Origin of the sequence: Micromonospora sp. NPDC047670 (assembly GCF_043204915.1) — a bacterium.
Taxonomy (GTDB): domain Bacteria; phylum Actinomycetota; class Actinomycetes; order Mycobacteriales; family Micromonosporaceae; genus Micromonospora.
Genome location: NZ_JBIDDA010000003.1, coordinates 213060 through 229793 on the forward strand (window position 1 = coordinate 213060; position 16734 = coordinate 229793).

General features: G+C 75.7%; 17 protein-coding genes. 12 read left to right on the forward strand and 5 right to left on the reverse strand.

The features are described 5' to 3' along the window. Positions 1 to 39 precede the first annotated feature (39 nt). From ACGF7U_RS08980 to ACGF7U_RS09015, 8 genes are all read left to right on the forward strand, one after another. Positions 40 to 1188, forward strand: a complete 1149-nt coding sequence (locus ACGF7U_RS08980; RefSeq protein ID WP_393104560.1) for an exonuclease SbcCD subunit D — start codon at positions 40 to 42, stop codon at positions 1186 to 1188. Next, positions 1188 to 3662 (forward strand): AAA family ATPase, encoded by a 2475-nt coding sequence (locus ACGF7U_RS08985; protein WP_393104562.1) that lies wholly within the window; start codon positions 1188 to 1190, stop codon positions 3660 to 3662. Before ACGF7U_RS08980 ends, ACGF7U_RS08985 begins: the two co-directional genes overlap by 1 nt. 49 nt (positions 3663 to 3711) lie before the next feature. Beyond that, a complete protein-coding gene (locus ACGF7U_RS08990; RefSeq protein ID WP_393104564.1) occupies positions 3712 to 4671 on the forward strand; it encodes a hypothetical protein in 960 nt (319 codons plus the stop codon). Then, positions 4671 to 5528: a spermidine synthase gene (locus tag ACGF7U_RS08995; protein ID WP_393104566.1), complete on the forward strand. Its 858-nt coding sequence runs from the start codon at positions 4671 to 4673 to the stop codon at positions 5526 to 5528. The genes ACGF7U_RS08990 and ACGF7U_RS08995 overlap by 1 nt, the downstream gene beginning before the upstream one ends. Before the next feature lie 82 nt (positions 5529 to 5610). Then, positions 5611 to 6303, forward strand: a complete 693-nt coding sequence (locus ACGF7U_RS09000; protein ID WP_393104568.1) for a sigma-70 family RNA polymerase sigma factor — start codon at positions 5611 to 5613, stop codon at positions 6301 to 6303. Next, positions 6300 to 7082, forward strand: a complete 783-nt coding sequence (locus ACGF7U_RS09005) for an anti-sigma factor family protein (RefSeq protein WP_393104570.1) — start codon at positions 6300 to 6302, stop codon at positions 7080 to 7082. The genes ACGF7U_RS09000 and ACGF7U_RS09005 overlap by 4 nt, the downstream gene beginning before the upstream one ends. Positions 7083 to 7290: 208 nt before the next feature. Next, positions 7291 to 7938 carry a hypothetical protein gene (locus ACGF7U_RS09010; RefSeq protein ID WP_393104572.1) on the forward strand — a complete coding sequence of 216 codons (648 nt, stop codon included), beginning with the start codon at positions 7291 to 7293 and terminating at the stop codon, positions 7936 to 7938. 357 nt (positions 7939 to 8295) lie between these two features. Then, entirely contained in the window at positions 8296 to 9216 is a 921-nt protein-coding gene (locus ACGF7U_RS09015) for a DNA-3-methyladenine glycosylase family protein (RefSeq protein WP_393104574.1), read from the forward strand. A gap of 144 nt (positions 9217 to 9360) precedes the next feature. On the opposite strand, the gene ACGF7U_RS09020 is transcribed toward ACGF7U_RS09015, so the two are convergent. Continuing rightward, a complete protein-coding gene (locus ACGF7U_RS09020) occupies positions 9361 to 9864 on the reverse strand; it encodes a DUF1990 family protein (protein WP_393104576.1) in 504 nt (167 codons plus the stop codon). A gap of 343 nt (positions 9865 to 10207) precedes the next feature. Between ACGF7U_RS09020 and ACGF7U_RS09025 the strand changes: the two genes are divergently transcribed. After that, complete coding sequence (locus tag ACGF7U_RS09025; protein WP_393105278.1) at positions 10208 to 10702, forward strand: GNAT family N-acetyltransferase; 495 nt, start codon at positions 10208 to 10210, stop codon at positions 10700 to 10702. Positions 10703 to 10734: 32 nt separating this feature from the next. On the opposite strand, the gene ACGF7U_RS09030 is transcribed toward ACGF7U_RS09025, so the two are convergent. After that, positions 10735 to 10947 carry a hypothetical protein gene (locus ACGF7U_RS09030; protein ID WP_393104578.1) on the reverse strand — a complete coding sequence of 71 codons (213 nt, stop codon included), beginning with the start codon at positions 10945 to 10947 and terminating at the stop codon, positions 10735 to 10737. A gap of 136 nt (positions 10948 to 11083) precedes the next feature. On the opposite strand from ACGF7U_RS09030, the gene ACGF7U_RS09035 reads away from it, so the two are divergent. Together ACGF7U_RS09035 and ACGF7U_RS09040 are read left to right on the forward strand one after the other, a co-directional pair. After that, positions 11084 to 12196 (forward strand): ATP-dependent DNA ligase, encoded by a 1113-nt coding sequence (locus tag ACGF7U_RS09035; protein WP_393104580.1) that lies wholly within the window; start codon positions 11084 to 11086, stop codon positions 12194 to 12196. A 33-nt stretch (positions 12197 to 12229) separates the two neighbouring features. Next, the gene (locus ACGF7U_RS09040) at positions 12230 to 13813 is read left to right on the forward strand and encodes an alpha/beta hydrolase (RefSeq protein ID WP_393104582.1); all 1584 of its coding nucleotides are present in this window, start codon (positions 12230 to 12232) and stop codon (positions 13811 to 13813) included. Here ACGF7U_RS09040 and ACGF7U_RS09045 read toward each other — a convergent pair. Further along, positions 13740 to 14252 carry a potassium channel family protein gene (locus tag ACGF7U_RS09045; protein WP_393104584.1) on the reverse strand — a complete coding sequence of 171 codons (513 nt, stop codon included), beginning with the start codon at positions 14250 to 14252 and terminating at the stop codon, positions 13740 to 13742. The two genes, ACGF7U_RS09040 and ACGF7U_RS09045, sit on opposite strands and share 74 nt — an antisense overlap. Positions 14253 to 14326: 74 nt before the next feature. Between ACGF7U_RS09045 and ACGF7U_RS09050 the strand changes: the two genes are divergently transcribed. Next, a complete protein-coding gene (locus ACGF7U_RS09050) occupies positions 14327 to 14779 on the forward strand; it encodes a GNAT family N-acetyltransferase (protein WP_393104586.1) in 453 nt (150 codons plus the stop codon). Between the two features lie 151 nt (positions 14780 to 14930). Here the strand turns inward: ACGF7U_RS09050 and ACGF7U_RS09055 are convergent, their stop codons facing one another. Next, positions 14931 to 15665, reverse strand: coding sequence for an ABC transporter ATP-binding protein (locus tag ACGF7U_RS09055; protein WP_393104587.1), 735 nt, complete (start codon positions 15663 to 15665; stop codon positions 14931 to 14933). 70 nt (positions 15666 to 15735) lie between these two features. Beyond that, positions 15736 to 16734, reverse strand: a complete 999-nt coding sequence (locus tag ACGF7U_RS09060) for an ABC transporter ATP-binding protein (RefSeq protein WP_393104589.1) — start codon at positions 16732 to 16734, stop codon at positions 15736 to 15738.

A 16734-nucleotide genomic window follows, 5' to 3' on the forward strand; every position in this document is an offset into this window, starting at 1 on the left:
GCCTGCGAGCCCCGCAGTCGCGAACGAAAGGCTGTCACCGTGAAGATCCTGCACACCTCCGACTGGCACGTCGGCAAGGTCCTCAAGGGCCAGTCGCGCGCCGAGGAGCACAAGCAGGTCCTCGCCGGGGTGATCGACGTCGCCCGGTCCGAGCGGCCCGACCTGGTCATCGTCGCCGGTGACCTCTACGACACCGGCGCGCCGACGCCCGAGGCGACCCGGCTGGTCACCCGGGCCCTGACCGCGCTGCGCCGCACCGGCGCCGACGTGGTGGCCATCGGCGGCAACCACGACAACGGCCAGGCCCTCGACGCGCTGCGCCCCTGGGCCGAGGCCGCCGGGATCACCCTGCGCGGCGGCGTCCGGGAGAATCCGGACGAGCACGTCATCGACGGCACGACCGCCGGCGGCGAGCGCTGGCGGCTGGCGGCGCTGCCGTTCCTCTCCCAGCGCTACGCCATCCGGGCCGTGGAGATGTACGAGCTGACCGCCGCCGAGGCCACCCAGACGTACGCCGACCACCTGGGCCGGGTGCTGGGCCGGCTGACCGAGAGCTTCACGGAACCGGACCGGGTGCACCTGGTCACCGCCCACCTGACCGTGGTCGGCGCGGCCACCGGCGGCGGCGAGCGGGACGCGCACACCGTCCTGGGCTACGCGGTGCCGGCGACCGTCTTCCCCGGCACCGCGCACTACGTGGCGCTGGGCCACCTGCACCGCTCGCAGCGGGTGCAGGGCCCCTGCCCGATCCGCTACAGCGGCAGCCCGCTGGCCGTCGACTTCGGGGAGCAGGAGAACGTCCCGTCGGTGACGGTCGTCGAGGTCACGGCGACCACGGCGGCGCAGGTCCGCGAGGTGCCGGTGCCCGCCGCGGCCACGCTGCGGACGGTCCGGGGCACCCTGGCCCAGCTCGCCGAGTTGGAGGTGCCGGACGCCTGGCTGCGGGTGTTCGTGCGGGAGCAGCCGCGCGCCGGGCTGCGCGAGGAGGTCCAGGAGCTGCTCCCCCGCGCCCTGGAGATCCGGATCGACCCCGAGCTGGTGCCCGCCCCGGGCAGCGGGGCGCGGGCGGCGCAGCGGGCCGGCCGCTCGCCCCGGCAGCTCTTCGCCGACTACCTGGACAGCCGGGGGCACACCGACGACGGGGTGCGGGAGCTCTTCGACGAGCTCTTCGAGGAGGTCGACCACTGATGCGGCCGATGCGGCTGGACATGGCGGGCTTCACCGTCTTCCGGGACGAGACCACGATCGACTTCACCGACGCCGACTTCTTCGCCCTGATCGGGCCGACCGGCTCGGGCAAGTCGACGGTGCTCGACGCGATCTGCTTCGCCCTCTACGGCACGGTGCCCCGCTGGGGCGGCACCCGGGGGCTGGCCAACGCCCTCGCGCCCTCGGCCACCGAGGCGCGCGTCCGGCTGGTCTTCGAGTCCGGCGGCGCCCGCTACGTGGCGACCCGGGTGGTGCGCCGGGACGGACGGGGCAACGTCAAGACGGCCAACGCCGGGTTGCAGCTCATGCCCGCCGGCTTCGACGTGACCAAGCTCGACACCGGGCTGAGCCCGGAGGACCTCGGCGAGGTGGTCGCCGGCACCCCGGCCGAGATGGAGCAGGCGGTGCTGGAGGCGGTCGGGCTGCCGTACGAGCAGTTCACCAGCTGCGTGGTGCTGCCGCAGGGACAGTTCGCGGACTTCCTGCACGCCAAGCCGGCCACCCGGCAGCAGATCCTGGTCAACCTGCTCGGCCTCGGGGTCTACGAGGAGGTGCAGAAGAAGGCGACCGCGCGCGCCGCGCAGGCCGAGGCGAAGCTGGAGGCGGTCGACCAGGCGCTCGCCGGGCTCGCCGACGTCGACGACGCCGCGCTGGCGGCGGCCACCGGACGGGTCGACCGGATGCGGGAGCTGGTCGAGGCCGTGACGGAGGCCGTACCGGAGCTGGCGGCGGCCCGGACGACGGCGCGGGAGGCGGCTGCGGCGCTGGCCGCCCTCGACGCCGACCTGGCGGTACTGGCCGCCGTGCGCGCGCCGGACGGGGTGGCCGAGGTCGCCCGGGCGGTGGCGTCGGCGCGGACCGACGCGGACGAGGCGGCGACGGCGGTGTCGCTGGCCGAGGAGCGGGAGGAGAAGCTGCGCGGCGAGCTGGCCGCCGCCGGCGACGAGAGCGCGCTGCGGCTGCTGCTGCGGGCGTACACCGACCGGGAGAAGCTGGCCGGCGAGGCGGAGACGGTCCGCGCGGCGGTGGGTGCGGCGCAGGGCGAGCACGCCGCCGCGGTGGCGGCGCTGGCGCAGGCGCGGGCGACGGCCGAGCGGGCCGAGGCCGAGCTGGAGGCCGCCTTCCGGGCCCACGAGGAGGCCAAGGCGACCGACCAGGCGGTGGCGCTGCGGGCGCACCTGCGCGACGGGGCGACCTGCCCGGTCTGCGAGCAGACCGTGGCGAGGGTGCCGGCGGTGCCGGCGGACTCGGCGGTCGCCGCCGCCACGGCGGCGGGGCGGGCGGCGCGGGCCGCCACCAAGGCCGCCCAGGCGCTGGTGCAGGAGCGCGACGCCGCGGCCCGCGAGCTGGAGCGGGTGCTGGTGCGGGCGCGGGCCCGGCAGGACCAGCTGGACGCCCGGCTGGCCGAGCTGGACGGGCAGTTGGCCGGTGCGGCCGAGCCGGCGGTGCTGCGCCGCGAGCTCGACGACCACGCGCGGCTGCGCCGGGCGCTGGAGGAGTCGGCGGCGGCGGTGCGGGCCGGCCGGGAGGCGGCGCGGCGGGCCCGGGCGGCGGTGGACGCCGCCGAGGAGCGGCTGCGCGCGACCTGGCGGGCGTTCGACGCCACCCGCGACGGGCTGGCCCGATTCGGTCCGCCGGCGGCAGACCGCGAGGACCTCGGCGCGGCGTGGGCCGTCCTCACCGGATGGGCCGGCGCCGAGGCGGAGCGCCGCCGCGCCGAGCGGGCGGGTCGGGCCGCCGCGGTGACGGAGGCCGAGGCGGTGGCGGCCGGCGTCGGCGAGCGCATCGCCGGCATCCTCGCCGCCGCCGGGCTGCCGGCCACCGACGATCCGGTACGCGCCGCCGACCGCGCCCTGGAACGGGCCGAGGCCGACCTGCGCGAGCTGGAGCGCCGTCGCGAGCAGGCCGGTGGGCTGCGCGAGCAGCGGGCCGGGTACGAGCGCGAGGCGCAGGTGGCCCGGGCCCTCGCGGGGCACCTGCGGGCCAACAACTTCGAGCGGTGGCTGCTGGCCGAGGCGTTGGACCTGCTGGTCGACGGCGCCTCCGGCATCCTGCGGGAGCTCTCCGGCGGGCAGTACGACCTGGTGCACGACAAGGGCGAGTTCTTCGTCGTCGACCACCACGACGCCGGGCTGCGCCGGGGCGTGCGGACCCTGTCCGGCGGCGAGACCTTCCAGGCGTCGCTGGCGCTGGCGCTGGCGTTGTCCGAGCAGCTCGCCGGGATGTCCACCACGGCGGCGAGCCTGGAGTCGATCGTGCTGGACGAGGGCTTCGGCACGCTGGACGCGGCGACGCTCGACACGGTGGCCGCCACCCTGGAGAATCTGGCCGCCCGGGGCGACCGGATGGTCGGGGTGGTCACCCACGTGCCGGCCCTGGCCGAACGCATCCCGGTCCGCTTCGAGGTCAGCAAGGACGCCCGGTCGGCCCGCGTCGAGCGGACCGGCCGGTGAGCGGGGGCCGACCCGGCCTCCCCCGGTCCACGACGGGAGGCTCGCCCCGGTGACCGATCCCCGGTTCTTCGTCGACGCCTGGGACCCGGCGTACGGCGCCTCGTTCGAGGCGTCCGGCGGCGGTCCCGCCGCGCCGAGCAGCGCCCAGGTCGAGGCGGACGTCGAGCTGCCCGCCGTCGACTGGCGGGCCATCGGGCCCCGCCCCGGCGTGCGCGCCCCCGACGTGGTGCTGCTGGTCGACGGGGTGCGCCGGATCGACGCGAGCGTCTGGACGGCGGAGGACGACGGCGCCTCCTTCCCCGGCCTGGCCGCGTCGTACGCGGCCGGGGTGGTCCGGTGCGACCTGGAGCGCGGCGCGGCGCAGCTCGCCGGGGCGAAGGTCGGCCGGGGCCTGTTCACCGCCAGCCCCTCCGCGGTGGACGTGGTCGCCGGCAGCGTCCGCTACCCGGTACACCGGGTCAGCGGCACGGGCGAGCTGACCAAGCTTCCCGCCGCGGTGCAGGGGCCGCTGACCGCGCTGGAGGTGGAGGTCTCCGGGGCCGCCCGCACGGACGGTGACCTGCTGGTCGTCGACGGCCCGCTGCGCAACCGGCGGCAGTTGCCCCGCACCCTGGGCTACATCAAGACGCAGCACAGCCAGTACCTCGACGCCCGGCTGACGGCGGTGGTCACCGGGCTGGCGGCCGGCGAGCGGTCGCCGGTGTTCCGGCTCGGCACGGCGTGGGGCGGCTGGTCGTGGTATCTGCGGCTGCCGGTGGCCCTCGGCGCCCCGTGGGCGGGCATCGTCCGGATGGAGTGCTCCGCCGAGCTGAGCGTCGACGAGGCGGTGGAGCTGGCCGACCTGTCGCTGGTGACGCTGCCCCGGTTCGCCTCCACCCCCTACAAGGACCCGCGGGCGCCGCAGAACCTCATCCCGATCGCCGGCCTGGAGCGCCGGCTGCGGGCCCTGCTCGGCGACGCGCGGCTGCTGCACCGGGTGCTCACGGCCGCCGCCCGGGCCCGCCGCTGATGGGACGCAGGCGGGCCGCCGAGACCGTGGCCGCGCGGGTGGACACCGGGCAGGCCGAGCTGGTGCCCGATCCGGACCGGCCGGGCTCGTGGACGCTGCTGCTGGACGGCGCGCCGCAGTCGCACGTGGACCTGACCGACCCGACGCACCTGGAGTTCGAGTACGTCCGGCGGCTGGCCGCCGCGATCGACCTGGTGGCCCCGGCCGGCGCGCCGCTGCGGGTGCTGCACCTCGGCGGCGGGGCGCTGACCCTGCCCCGCTACGTGGCGGCCACCCGGCCCGGCTCCACCCAGCGGGTGGTCGAGGTGGACGGCGCGCTGGTCGAGCTGGTCCGCCGCGCCCTGCCCTGGCCGGCGGACTTCCGGCTCAGGGTGCGGGTGGCCGACGCCCGCGCGGTGCTCGCCGCCAGCCGGGACGCCAGCTACGACGTGGTGGTGGCCGACGTGTTCGCGGGCGCGCGCACCCCGGCCCACCTCACCTCGGTGGAGTACGCCGCCGAGGTGGCCCGGGTGCTGCGCCCCGACGGCTTCCACCTGGCGAACGTCGCCGACGGCCCGCCGCTGCGCCACGCGCGGGGGCAGGTCGCCACGGTCCGCTCGGTGCTGCCCCGCGCCTGCCTGGTCGGTGACGCGGCGGTGCTGCGCGGGCGGCGCTACGGCAACCTGGTGCTGGTGGCGGGCCGGGTCGAGCCGCCGGTGCCGGAGCTGACCCGGCGCGCCGCCGGGGACTGGTTCCCCGGGCGGGTGCTCGCCGGCGAGGAACTCGACCGGTTCACCGGCGGCGCCCCGGTGGTCCGCGACGCCGACGCCACCGACTCGACCCCGCCTCCGCCCGGAATTTTTTCCGTGCGCCGTTGATCCGTTCGCGGGGGCGCTGCGTACCACCGGGCGGCCGTGCCCGAGGGGGACGGCCGATGTCATCGGACACCCGGAGGTCTGCATGCATGCGGTGGCGGCCGGTTGGCACGGCGACAGGGTGCAGCCGGACTGGATGTCCGCGCGGTCCCAGTCCCGGCCGGGAGCGTCGGCTCGCGGGGTCGACGCCCGTCCGGCGCCTCGCCAGAATGGGCCGGTGACGCCGCGCTCCGCCCCCGGACGCCACCAGGCGCCGTCGGCCGAGGCCGGCCACTCGGACCGGCTGATCCGGCTGCTCTACGCCGAGCACGCCGGACCGTTGCTGGCGTTCGTCATGCGGCTCACCGGCGGCGACCGGCAGCGGGCGGAGGACATCGTCCAGGAGACGCTGCTGCGGGCGTGGCGCAACGCGCACCGGCTGGGGGCGCAGGGGCAGGGTTCGTTGCGGCCGTGGCTGGTCACGGTGGCCCGTCGGATCGCCATCGACGAGCACCGCAGCGAGCAGGCCCGGCCGGCGGAGACGTACGACCGGGACCTGACCGCGTTCGCCGAGGCGGACAGCACCGACCGGGTGCTGCGCACGATGACGGTGGCGGACGCGCTGCGTACGCTGAGCCAGTCGCATCGCGAGATCCTGGTGGCGACGTACTTCCGGGGTCGGACGGTGCCCGAGGCGGCCGAGGAGCTGGGCCTGCCGCTCGGCACCGCCAAGTCGCGGGTCTACTACGCGCTGCGCGCGCTGCGCACGGCTCTGCAGGAACGGGGGGTGACGGAATGAGCCGGGCGGACCACATGGACGTCGCGGCGTACGCGCTGGGCGTGCTGGACGAGCACGACACACAACGGTTCGAGGAGCACCTCGCCACCTGCTGGGCGTGCGCCGCCGAGTTGGAGACGATGGTGCCGGTCGTCGGCATGCTCTCCGACATCGACGGCGAGACGATGGCCGCGGTGGAGCAGACGCAGACCGACCCGGCCCTGCTGGACCGGACGCTGGTCGCGGTCCGCGCGCACCGGCGGCGCAGCCGGTTCCGGCAGTTGCTCGCCACGGCGGCGGCGGTGGTGGTCTTCGGCGGGCTGACCGCGATCGGCTTCGTCAGCATCGCCGAGGACAGCGCGCCGGAGGTGGTGGCCGAGCCGACCGCCAGCGCCCCGGCGGAACGCCCGACCGTGGCCGCCTCCAGCGACCCGAACGACCCGAACCTGGGCGGTCCCGTCGCGGTGGAGGGCGAGAAGACCAACGTCACCGACCAGACCACCGGCGTGCAGGCCACGTTCTTCGTCGCCTCGAAGCAGTTCGGCACCAGCGTGAACTTCACCCTGGCGAGGCTGCCCGGGCCGCGGGCCTGCCGCCTGGTGGTGGTGCGGAAGAACAACACCAGCGAGGTGATCTCCACCTGGTCGGTGCCGGGCACCGGCTACGGCACCAACGCGAACTCCGAGGCCCTGACCCTGTCGGCCACCACGTCCACCCGCAAGACGGAGATCAAACAGTTCCAGGTGCAGTCGGTGGACGCCTCGGGGGTGGCGAGCCCGCTGGTCACCGTGCCGATGTGACTTCCACCGCCCGATCGGCGCCGGTTGACGACAATGACCGGCGCCGATCTGTGTGCCGTTCTCCGGAAATCGCCGTCCCGAACCGGGACACGGATTCCGCGCGGGATCGGTTCAACCATTCCCTGTGAAATTGACCACCGTTCCACATTCAACCTTGACAGCCGTCGCGCCGTATTACCCGGCGTACTGCCGAGAATGAGGAGGGCACGTGGCACAGCTGAAGCGAACCGCCATCGTCGCGAGCGCGATGGTCGCACTGACGGCCTGCGCTCCCGCGGGTTACGACGGGGCGAACTCGAGCGCGGCCGAGCCGGTCGCCGTCGCCGCGGCCGAACCCACCGCGGCGGCCGAGCCCGAGGTCTCGGCGTCCCCGGAGGCTCCGGCGGCCGACGCGCCGCCCCCGGCCGACGTGGAGCTGACCGAGGAGCTCAACGGCAGGAAGGTCGCCCGGATGGGCAGCGTGGTCACCGACCAGGACGGCTGGATCCTCTACCGCTTCGACAAGGACACCAACGACCCGCCGACGTCGAACTGCGTCGACAAGTGCGCCGAGGTGTGGCCCCCGGCGCTGACCGACGGCGACCCGGAGCTCAACGGCGTCTCCGACGACAACGTCGGCACGGTCACCCGGCAGGACGGCACCCGGCAGATCACCCTCGACGGCTGGCCGCTCTACCGCTACATCGGCGACAAGAAGCCCGGCCAGTGGAAGGGCCAGGGCGTCGGCGGCACCTGGTTCGTGGTCGCCCCGGACGGCAGGAAGAACCTGACCTGCCTGCCGACCGGCACTCCCAAGCCGGTCGCCCCGCCCTCGGACGACAAGGCCGAGCAGGGCGGCGCCGACTACTCGTACTGATCCCGCCGGACCCGGTGGCCGGTCGTAGCCGGGGAGGGCGCGGCCGGCCACCGCGCGGGGCGCGACGACCGGCGCCCCGGCGACGCCGCGTCCCCACCCCGCGGAGCCGGCCCCGACGCCGGGGTCGGCGCCCCGGTGCGGGCCGCCCGCCCGCAGGCGGAGGAACGACCACGGTTTTCCCCGGGCGGACGAGGGCGGCGGGCGCGTTCATGCCAGCGGGCGCGTACCGCCGAGGTCCCCCCACACCCGCACCCCCGGCCGGGCACCGGCCGGTCCGCCCGGTGGAGAGGCACCGCCGGCGCCCCGTGCGCCGGCGGTGTCGTCGGTCACGCGGGCGGGGCGTGACAGCATGTGCGGGTGACCGGGACCGAACCGACCGCCCGTCGGGAGCTGCGCCCGCCGGCCGGGTACCGGCTGGCCGCCTCGGTCCGGGCGCTGACCTTCAGCCCGTACGACCCCTGCGCGCGGATCGCGGCGGGCACCTTCTGGTGGGCCACCCGCACCCCCGACGGGCCGGCCACCCTCGCCCTGCGGCCGTCAGGCGGCGACCTGCTCGCCGAGGGCTACGGCCCGGGCGCCGACTGGGTCATCGAGCGGGCGGACGCCGTCGCCGGGCTGCGCGACGACCTCACCGGGTTCGCGGAACTCGCCGCCGGCCACCCCGTGGTGGCGCGGCTGGCGGCCCAGCACCGGGGGCTGCGGATGCCGGCGACCGGTCAGATCTTCCCCCGGCTGCTCCGGGCGGTCTTCGAGCAGAAGGTGACCGGCAAGGAGGCGTACCGGGCGTACGCCGCGACCGTGCGGCACTTCGCCGAGGCGGCGCCCGGACCGATGCAGCCGCTGCTGCTGCCACCGGAGCCGGCGGCGGTGGCCGCCACCCCGTACTGGGTGTTCCACCCGTTCGGCGTGGAGCAGCGCCGGGCCGACACGCTGCGCCGCGCCGCCGCCGTCGCGGACCGGCTGGAACGCTGCGCGGACTCCGCCGAGGCCACCCGCCGGCTCACCGCCGTCGCGGGCATCGGGCCGTGGACCGCCGCCGAGGTGGTCCGGATCGCGTACGGCGACCCGGACGCGGTCAGCGTCGGCGACTTCCACGTGCCGAACACGGTGGCCTGGGCCCTCGCGGGCGAGCCGCGCGGCGACGACGCCCGGATGCTGGCCCTGCTGGAGCCGTTCCGGGGGCACCGGGGGCGGGTGTGCGTGCTGTTGGCGGCCGGGGGCGTCCAGGCGCCGAGGTACGGGCCCCGGATGCCGATCCGCTCCTTCGCCCGGTTCTGACCGCCGCTCTCCGCCCGCCGGCCGCGCCACCCGTGACCGCCCGCAAGCCGCGCCCGCGCGGGACCGCCGCAAGCCGCGCCACCCGTGACCGCCTGCCGGCTGCGCCCTCGCGGGGACCGGGTCGGCGGTGACGCGCCGGAGGGGTCAGGAGCGGGCGCAGAGGCGGCGCAGGGTGCGGCCGAGCCACCAGGCGTACGCGTGCTGGAAGGCCCGGCCCGCGGGCCCGGCCGCGCGCATCACCCAGCGGTCGGGACGACTGAACGCGATCACCTCGAACCAGACGCGGCCGGCGGCGTCGCGGCCGACCACGAACGCCTCCTCGCCGCTGGCCGGATGCCCGGGCAGCGTGCCGTAGCCGAAGCCGGCCCGCCGGTCGTCGTCGACGGCCCAGACCACCTCGCAGGGCGCGGCCAGCCGCAGCGGCCCGACGCCCAGCCGGGAGACCACCCGCACCCCGGGCGCCGCGCGCTCGGCCGCCGCGTCCATCCGGATGCCGGCCGCCCGGTGCAGGCGCCAGCCGAGTACGGCCGCCCCGGCGGCGGCGAAACACGAGTCGGGCAGCCGAACCCGGTGCCGCACGTGCCGCCACCCGGGCGGCAGTTCCCCGCTGCGGGTGGCACCGACGTGCGGATAGGTCAGTGCCGGCACGGCGCGCACCTCCCACGGCTCGACGGGACCCCGCCAGCGTACGGCTGGCGCCGGCGGGACGCCCGCCGGACGCGGCGACGGTGGACGCGGCGGCCGCCGGGCGCGACGACGGCCGGGCGGGAGGTCCGGCTCGCCCTGACGACGGTGGCGCCGGGCATCGGCGTCGTGGCGGCGTGCGCAATTTCCTGGGAATAGTGGCCTCCGGGCTGGCGGAGGCCACTATTTCCCGGAAGTTGTCCGCATCCCGGCGGAGGCGGGGCCGGGGTGGTGGGGTCGGGTGGCGGGGCCGTGCCGGGAGGCGGGTGTGGTGGGTCCGCGGGTCCGGCTGTGGTTGGCTGTCGGGGTGATCTTCGAGCTGCGCATCGCCCCCGCCGACGTGACGGACGCCGGGGAGATCCTCACCGTGCAGCGCGCCGCGTACCTCGTCGAGGCCCAGCGCTACGCCGACCCGTTCCTGCCGCCGCTGACCGAGACCCTTGAGGAGGTGCGGGCCGTGCTCGCGGGACCGGCGACGGTGCTCACCGCCCGGTTCGGTCACCGGCTGGTCGGTTCGGTGCGGGCGCACGTCGAGGACGACACCGCGCACGTCGGCCGCCTCTCGGTCGCCCCCGACCAGCAGGGTCGGGGCGTCGGCGGGCGGCTGCTGCGGGCGGTCGAGGCGGCCTGCGCCGGCCGGGTCCGCCGCTTCGCGCTCTTCACGGGCGCCGACAGCGAGCAGAACCTGCGGTTGTACGGCCGGCACGGCTACCGGGTGGTCGGGCACCGGCCGGACCCGAACGGCCACCGGCTGGCCCTGCTGGAGAAGGCCGTGGCCGATCCCGCCCGCCTCGACGCCTGAGGCCGTCGGGGGCGTTGGCGGGCGGCGCCGGGTCAGGCGGCCTCGTGCAGGTCGGCCAGCCCGAGGGGGGTGCGCCGGCGCAGCAGTTCCTCCAGCTCCGCCACGGAGCCGACCTCGCCGACCACGTCCTTGCCCCCGCCGAACCGGGCCGGGTAGCGCCGCACCAGCCGGTAGCGGTGCCGGCCCCGGATCAGCTCGACGCTCACCCGCCACCTACCGCAGCACCCGCAGACCCACTCCGACACCCCGCGAAAGTAGCTCTGACCTGCGGTTTCCTGATTCGCCCGGTGCGGCACGAGCGGCGCGCGGGCGGACACGCCGCCCGGCAACCGACCGTGATCTGCCTCACGACTGTCGGTGCCGTCTGGTTGACTGGTCGCCGTGAAGCTGCCGATCAATCCACCGGTCGAGCCGATGCTGGCCAAGAGCGTCCCGCGGATCCCCACCGCGCCCGGGATGACGTACGAGCCGAAGTGGGACGGCTTCCGGTGCATCGTGTTCCGCGACGGCGACGAGGTGGAGCTGTCCAGCCGGGGCGGGAAGTCGATGACCCGCTACTTCCCGGAGGTGGTCGAGCAGGCGCGCCGGCAGCTGCCCGAGCGGTGCGCGGTCGACGGCGAGCTGATCGTGATCCGGCGGGACGGCCCGGACGGGCAGCCCCGGCTCGACTTCGAGCTGCTGGCCCAGCGCGTGCACCCGGCCGCGTCCCGGGTGAAGCTGCTGGCCGAGACCACGCCGGCCGACTTCGTCGCCTTCGACCTGCTCGTCCTCGATGACGAGACGCTGCTCGACCAGCCCTATCCCGAGCGCCGGGCGCGGCTGGAGGCGGCCCTGGCGGGGGTGCGGCCGCCGGTGCACGTCACCCAGGTCACCACCGACGTCGACACCGCCCACCGCTGGTTCGACGTTCTCGAGGGCGCCGGCCTGGACGGCCTGATCGCCAAGCCGGCCGACCTGCCCTACGAGCCGGGCAAGCGGCTCATGTTCAAGGTCAAGCACGCGCGCACCGCCGACGTGGTGGTCGCCGGGTTCCGGTGGCACAAGTCCGGTCCGGTGGTCGGCTCGCTCCTGCTCGGGCTCTACGACGACGAGGGCGTCCTGCACCACGTCGGGGTGAGCGCCTCGTTCACGATGGCGCGGCGCGCGGAGCTGCTGGAGGAGCTGGAGCCCTACCGGGACGTCGGCGCCGACCACCCGTGGGTGCACGGCGACCACGAGCGCGGCCAGCGCCTCCCCGGCGGGGTGAGCCGCTGGACCGGCACGCGCAACCTGGAGTGGGAGCCGCTGCGCCCCGAGCTGGTGGTCGAGGTGGCCTACGACGCGATGGAGGGCGACCGGTTCCGGCACACCGCCCGGTTCGCCCGCTGGCGGCCCGACCGCGATCCCCGCTCCTGCCGCTACGACCAGCTCGACCGGCCGGTCCGGTTCGATGTGGACCAGGTGCTCCGCGGTGACCCGACGGCGACCGCGGAGTCCACCGCGGGCCCGGCGTAGCCTGGCCGTCGACCCGATCACGGAGGCCCGCTCGTGACCCGCACTCCCGCCCGGACCCGCCGGTTCCGGCTCACCCTGGCCGGCCTGGTGGCCGCCGCGCTGCTCGCCGCCGGCTGCACCCTCCCGGCGTTCGCGCCCCGGACGGACACCGACGGCGAGGCCGCCGCGCCGGGCGCCGCGCCGACCTGGCGGGCCTGCCCGGAGGTGGCCGAGGACCTGGTCGGCCGGGGCGCGCCGAACATGCGCTACGAGTGCGCGCGGATCAAGGTGCCGCGCAACTGGGGCACGGGCGGCGGGGTCGCGACCGGCCCGGGCGCGGGGCAGACCTTCGAGATCGCGCTGCTGCGGGCCCGGTCGACCGCCCAACGCGACCGGATCGGCTCGCTGGTCGTCAACCCGGGCGGCCCCGGCGGCTCCGGGGTGGACACGGCGGTCTACCTCTCCTTCGGCCCGGCGTTCGGCGGCCTGCCCACCTCGATCACCGACCGGTTCGACATCGTCGGGTTCGATCCGCGCGGGGTGTCCCGCTCCAGCCCGGTGGAGTGCATCCCGGACGCCGACCTGGACGCGAACTTCGGCTACGACCCCGATCCGCGGAGCCAGCAGTCCTTCGACGGGTTCGTCGCGCTCAGCCAGCGGATCGGGCGCGGCTGCGGCGACCGGTACGGCGACCAGTTGCCGCTCTACGGCACCGAGCAGGCCGCCCGGGACATGGACGCGGTCCGCGCGGCCGTCGGCGACGACAAGCTGACCTACCTCGGCTACTCCTACGGCACCCTGCTCGGCGCCACCTACGCGCAGCTCTACCCGCAGCGGGTGCGGGCGCTGGTGCTCGACGGCGCGGTCGACCCGAAGCAGGACCTGGTCGCCGGGTCGGAGAGCCAGGCCAAGGGCTTCGAGCGGGCGTTCGGCAACTTCACCCGCTGGTGCGCCGCCAACGCCGACCGCTGCCCGATCGCCCCGGACGCCCGGGCCGCGGTCACCGCGGCCATCGACAAGGCGCGGGTGTCCCCGGTGCGCGGTGACGACGGTCGGGAGGCCACCGCGGGCTGGGTCTTCTACTCGATCATCTCCTCGCTCTACACCGAGCAGGGCTGGCAGGAGCTGGCCGGCGCCATCGACAAGCTGGAGGGCGGCGACCCGACGGACGTGTTCCGCCTCGCGGACGCGTACGCGGACCGGGACTCCGACGGTCGCTACTCGAACCTGTTCGACGCCAACCTCGCCGTCAACTGCGCCGACGAGGAGCAGAAGCCGAGCCGGGAGCAGATCCGCCAGCTCCAGTCGCAGTGGCGGGCGAAGTACCCGCTGTTCGGCCCGGCCCTGGCCGTGGGCATGCTCTCCTGCACCCAGTGGCCGGGCGGCCGCGACCCGTACCCGACCGGGCGGGCCGACGGGGCGCCGCCGATCCTGGTGGTGGGCACCACCGGCGACCCGGCGACCCCGTACGAGCAGACCGGCGAGCTGGCCGAGATGCTCGGCGTCGGCCGGGTGCTCACCTGGGAGGGCGAGGGGCACACCGCCTACCCGCAGACCTCCTGCATCACCGAGGCCGTCGACGCCTACCTGATCGACCTGACAGTTCCCCGGGAGGGGCTGCGCTGCCCGGCCCGCTGACCGGCCGCTCCGGCGGCAGGTCCGGCAGCTCGATGCCCTGCCGGGCGGCGATCTCCTCCAGCAGCGCCCGCATCCGGCGGACATCGGCCTTGAGCTGCTCCTGCTCCTCGTGCTCGAAGGCGTCGTCGTCGACGATCAGCTGGCTGGCGAAGTGCGCGGTGATCAACGGGATGACCAGCAGGACCATGGTCGAGATGAGCAGCGCGGCGAGCGTACGGCCCTGCCAGCTGACCGGTGAGATGTCGCCGTACCCGACGGTCGACGCGGTCACGACGGCCCACCAGACCGCGTCCGCCGGGCTGCGGTTCTCGACCTCGCCGTAGATGACGCCGGCGACGACGATCATCAGCAGGTAGGAGGCGATCAACGTTCGGGGCGAGTTGGCGAACCAGACCAGCCCTCGGTAGATCCACCGGAACGGCAGCAGCAGGACGTCCATGAGGCATCATGCTGCCCGGCGCGGGCAAGCGCCGCCCGCGCATCGGTGTGTGTCGCTGTGCCACGCTGGGCGGCATGAGCGATGTGATCTTCCGCGAGGCCGTCCGGGCCGACCTTCCCGCCGTGCTCGCCCTGCTGGCCGACGACGTGCTCGGCAAGTCCCGGGACTTCACGGAGGTCGACGCCGTGTACGAGAAGGCGTTCGCCGACATCGCCGCCGACCCGCGCAACCAGCTGATCGTGGCCGACGCGGAGGGTGAGGTGCTCGGCTGCATGCAGCTCACCTACATCCCCGGGCTCGGCCGGCACGGCGCGGAGCGGCAGCTCATCGAGGCTGTCCGCGTCCGCTCCGACCTGCGCGGGCGAGGGCTCGGCCGGCAGATGATGACCTGGGCCGTCGACCAGGCGAAGCAGCGGGGTTGCGCCCTGGTCCAGCTCACCACCGACAAGAGCCGCCACGACGCCCACCGCTTCTACGTGAGCCTCGGCTTCACCCCCAGCCACGAGGGCATGAAGCTTGCCCTCTGACCCACACCCCGTCGCACCCGGCCCCTGACCGCGCCGATCCTGCGGTCCGTGCCGTCGTTCCGGGATGACATGCCCCGTTCGTCGGGGCACGAGGTACACGACCGACGGCGCGAGCCGGGGCGGAGGGGCGGGCGCGACAGCGGGTGGGCGGTCAGGCGGGGACGAGGCGGCCGTCGCGGAGGGTCAGGACGCGGTCGGCGAGGTCGATCAGGGCCGGATCGTGGGTGGCGACCAGCGCGGTCATGCCCCGCGCGTGCACGACCGCCCGGAGCAGGTCCATGATCGACCGGCCGGTCTCCGAGTCGAGCTGACCGGTGGGCTCGTCGGCGATCAGCAGGTCCGGCTCGTTGGCCAGGGCCCGGGCCACCGCCACCCGCTGCTGCTGCCCGCCCGAGAGCTCGTACGGCCGCTGCGCGGCGTGCGCACCCAGGCCGACCAGCTCCAGCAGCACCGCCACCCGCTCCTCCCGCTCGGCGGCCGGGACCCGCGCCAGCCGCAGCGGCACGCCGACGTTCTCCGCGGCGGACAGGATCGGCACCAACCCGAAGGTCTGGAACACGAAGCCGACGGTGCCACGGCGCAGCTCCAGCAACTCCCGCTCGCCGGCCCCGGTCACGTCGTGCCCGGCCACCACCACCCGGCCCGAGTCGGGCCGGTCCAGCCCGCCGACCAGGTTCAGCAGGGTCGTCTTGCCCGCCCCGGAGCGCCCCCGCACGGCGACCAGCTCGCCCCGCCCGGCCGAGAACGACACGTCCCGCACGGCGTGCACCGCGTGCTCACCGCGGCCGAAGGTGCGGCTGATCCCCTCCACCCGGACCACCTCGTCGGTGACCGCGATCCCCGCCGGGTCCGGCCGCCCGTCCGTCGCCACGTCCCGCTCGCTCATGACACCGTCCCGCTCTGCTCGGCGCGACGGACCCGGCCGACCGCGCGGTACCCACTGACTCCACGCCCGCTCATCGCGGCGCCTCCGACCCGTCCCGGGCCCGGTCGCCCGGCCGCACCTCCACGTGGTCCGGCTCCAGGTTGAGCCGCACCCGGTCCCGCAACGACAGCGCGTCGACGAAGGACGCCGGCAGCTGCATCCGGCCGGTGCGGTCCAGCACGGCGTACTCCTCGCTGACCAGCTCGGTGCTGCCGTCCGCGCCGACCCGCGCGGTCCGGCGTACCTCGGAGGCGGTCCGGCCGTCGCGGATCGCGACGGTCCGGCGGACCTGGTCGGCCACGGCGTGGTCGTGGGTGACCACCACGACGGTGACGCCCAGCTCGGCGTTGATGGTGCGCAGCGCCCCGAACACGTCCGCGCCGGTCGCCTCGTCCAGCTCACCGGTCGGCTCGTCGGCGAAGAGCACCTCGGGGTCGTTGGCCACCGCCACCGCCACCGCGCAGCGCTGCTGCTCGCCGCCGCTGAGCTGCCCGGGCCGCCGGTCGGCGCAGTAGCCCACGCCGACCAGGTCGAGCAGCTCGCGGGCCCGCTCGCGGTGGGCCCGTCGGCCGCCCCGCCGCCCGGCCAGCCGCATCGGCAGCTCGACGTTCTCCAGCGCGCTCAGGTACGGCAGCAGGTTGCGACCGGTCTGCTGCCAGACGAATCCGACCATGTCGCGGCGGTAGCTCAGCCGCCGCCGCGCGGAGAGGTTGAGCAGGTCGTAGTCCCCGACCCGGGCGATGCCGGCGGTGGGGGTGTCCAGCCCGGAGAGGATGTTCAGCAGGGTCGACTTCCCCGAGCCGGAGGCCCCCACGATCGCCACCAGCTCGCCCCGGTCGATGACCAGGTCGAGCCCCTGGAGGGCGACCACCTCCACCCCCTCGCTCTTGAAGATCCGGACCAGGCCGTCGCAGACGATGTGGCCGCGCAACCGGTCCCGGCCGCCGGCCCGCTCCGCCGCCCGCTGGGCGGCCCGCTGTTGCAGGGTGGCCAGGTCCGGCACGGCGGTGGTCTCCGCGGTAGCGGTCAT

Excerpts from the sequence above, each read along its gene's own strand:
- ACGF7U_RS09005 (WP_393104570.1), top strand. The coding sequence starts at position 6,300 with ATGAGCCGGGCGGACCACATGGACGTCGCGGCGTACGCGCTGGGCGTG.
- ACGF7U_RS09055 (WP_393104587.1), bottom strand. The coding sequence starts at position 15,665 with ATGAGCGAGCGGGACGTGGCGACGGACGGGCGGCCGGACCCGGCGGGG.
- ACGF7U_RS09045 (WP_393104584.1), bottom strand. The coding sequence starts at position 14,252 with ATGGACGTCCTGCTGCTGCCGTTCCGGTGGATCTACCGAGGGCTGGTC.
- ACGF7U_RS09060 (WP_393104589.1), bottom strand. The coding sequence starts at position 16,734 with ATGACCGCTACCGCGGAGACCACCGCCGTGCCGGACCTGGCCACCCTG.
- ACGF7U_RS08985 (WP_393104562.1), top strand. The coding sequence starts at position 1,188 with ATGCGGCCGATGCGGCTGGACATGGCGGGCTTCACCGTCTTCCGGGAC.
- ACGF7U_RS09050 (WP_393104586.1), top strand. The coding sequence starts at position 14,327 with ATGAGCGATGTGATCTTCCGCGAGGCCGTCCGGGCCGACCTTCCCGCC.
- ACGF7U_RS09000 (WP_393104568.1), top strand. The coding sequence starts at position 5,611 with ATGCATGCGGTGGCGGCCGGTTGGCACGGCGACAGGGTGCAGCCGGAC.
- ACGF7U_RS08995 (WP_393104566.1), top strand. The coding sequence starts at position 4,671 with ATGGGACGCAGGCGGGCCGCCGAGACCGTGGCCGCGCGGGTGGACACC.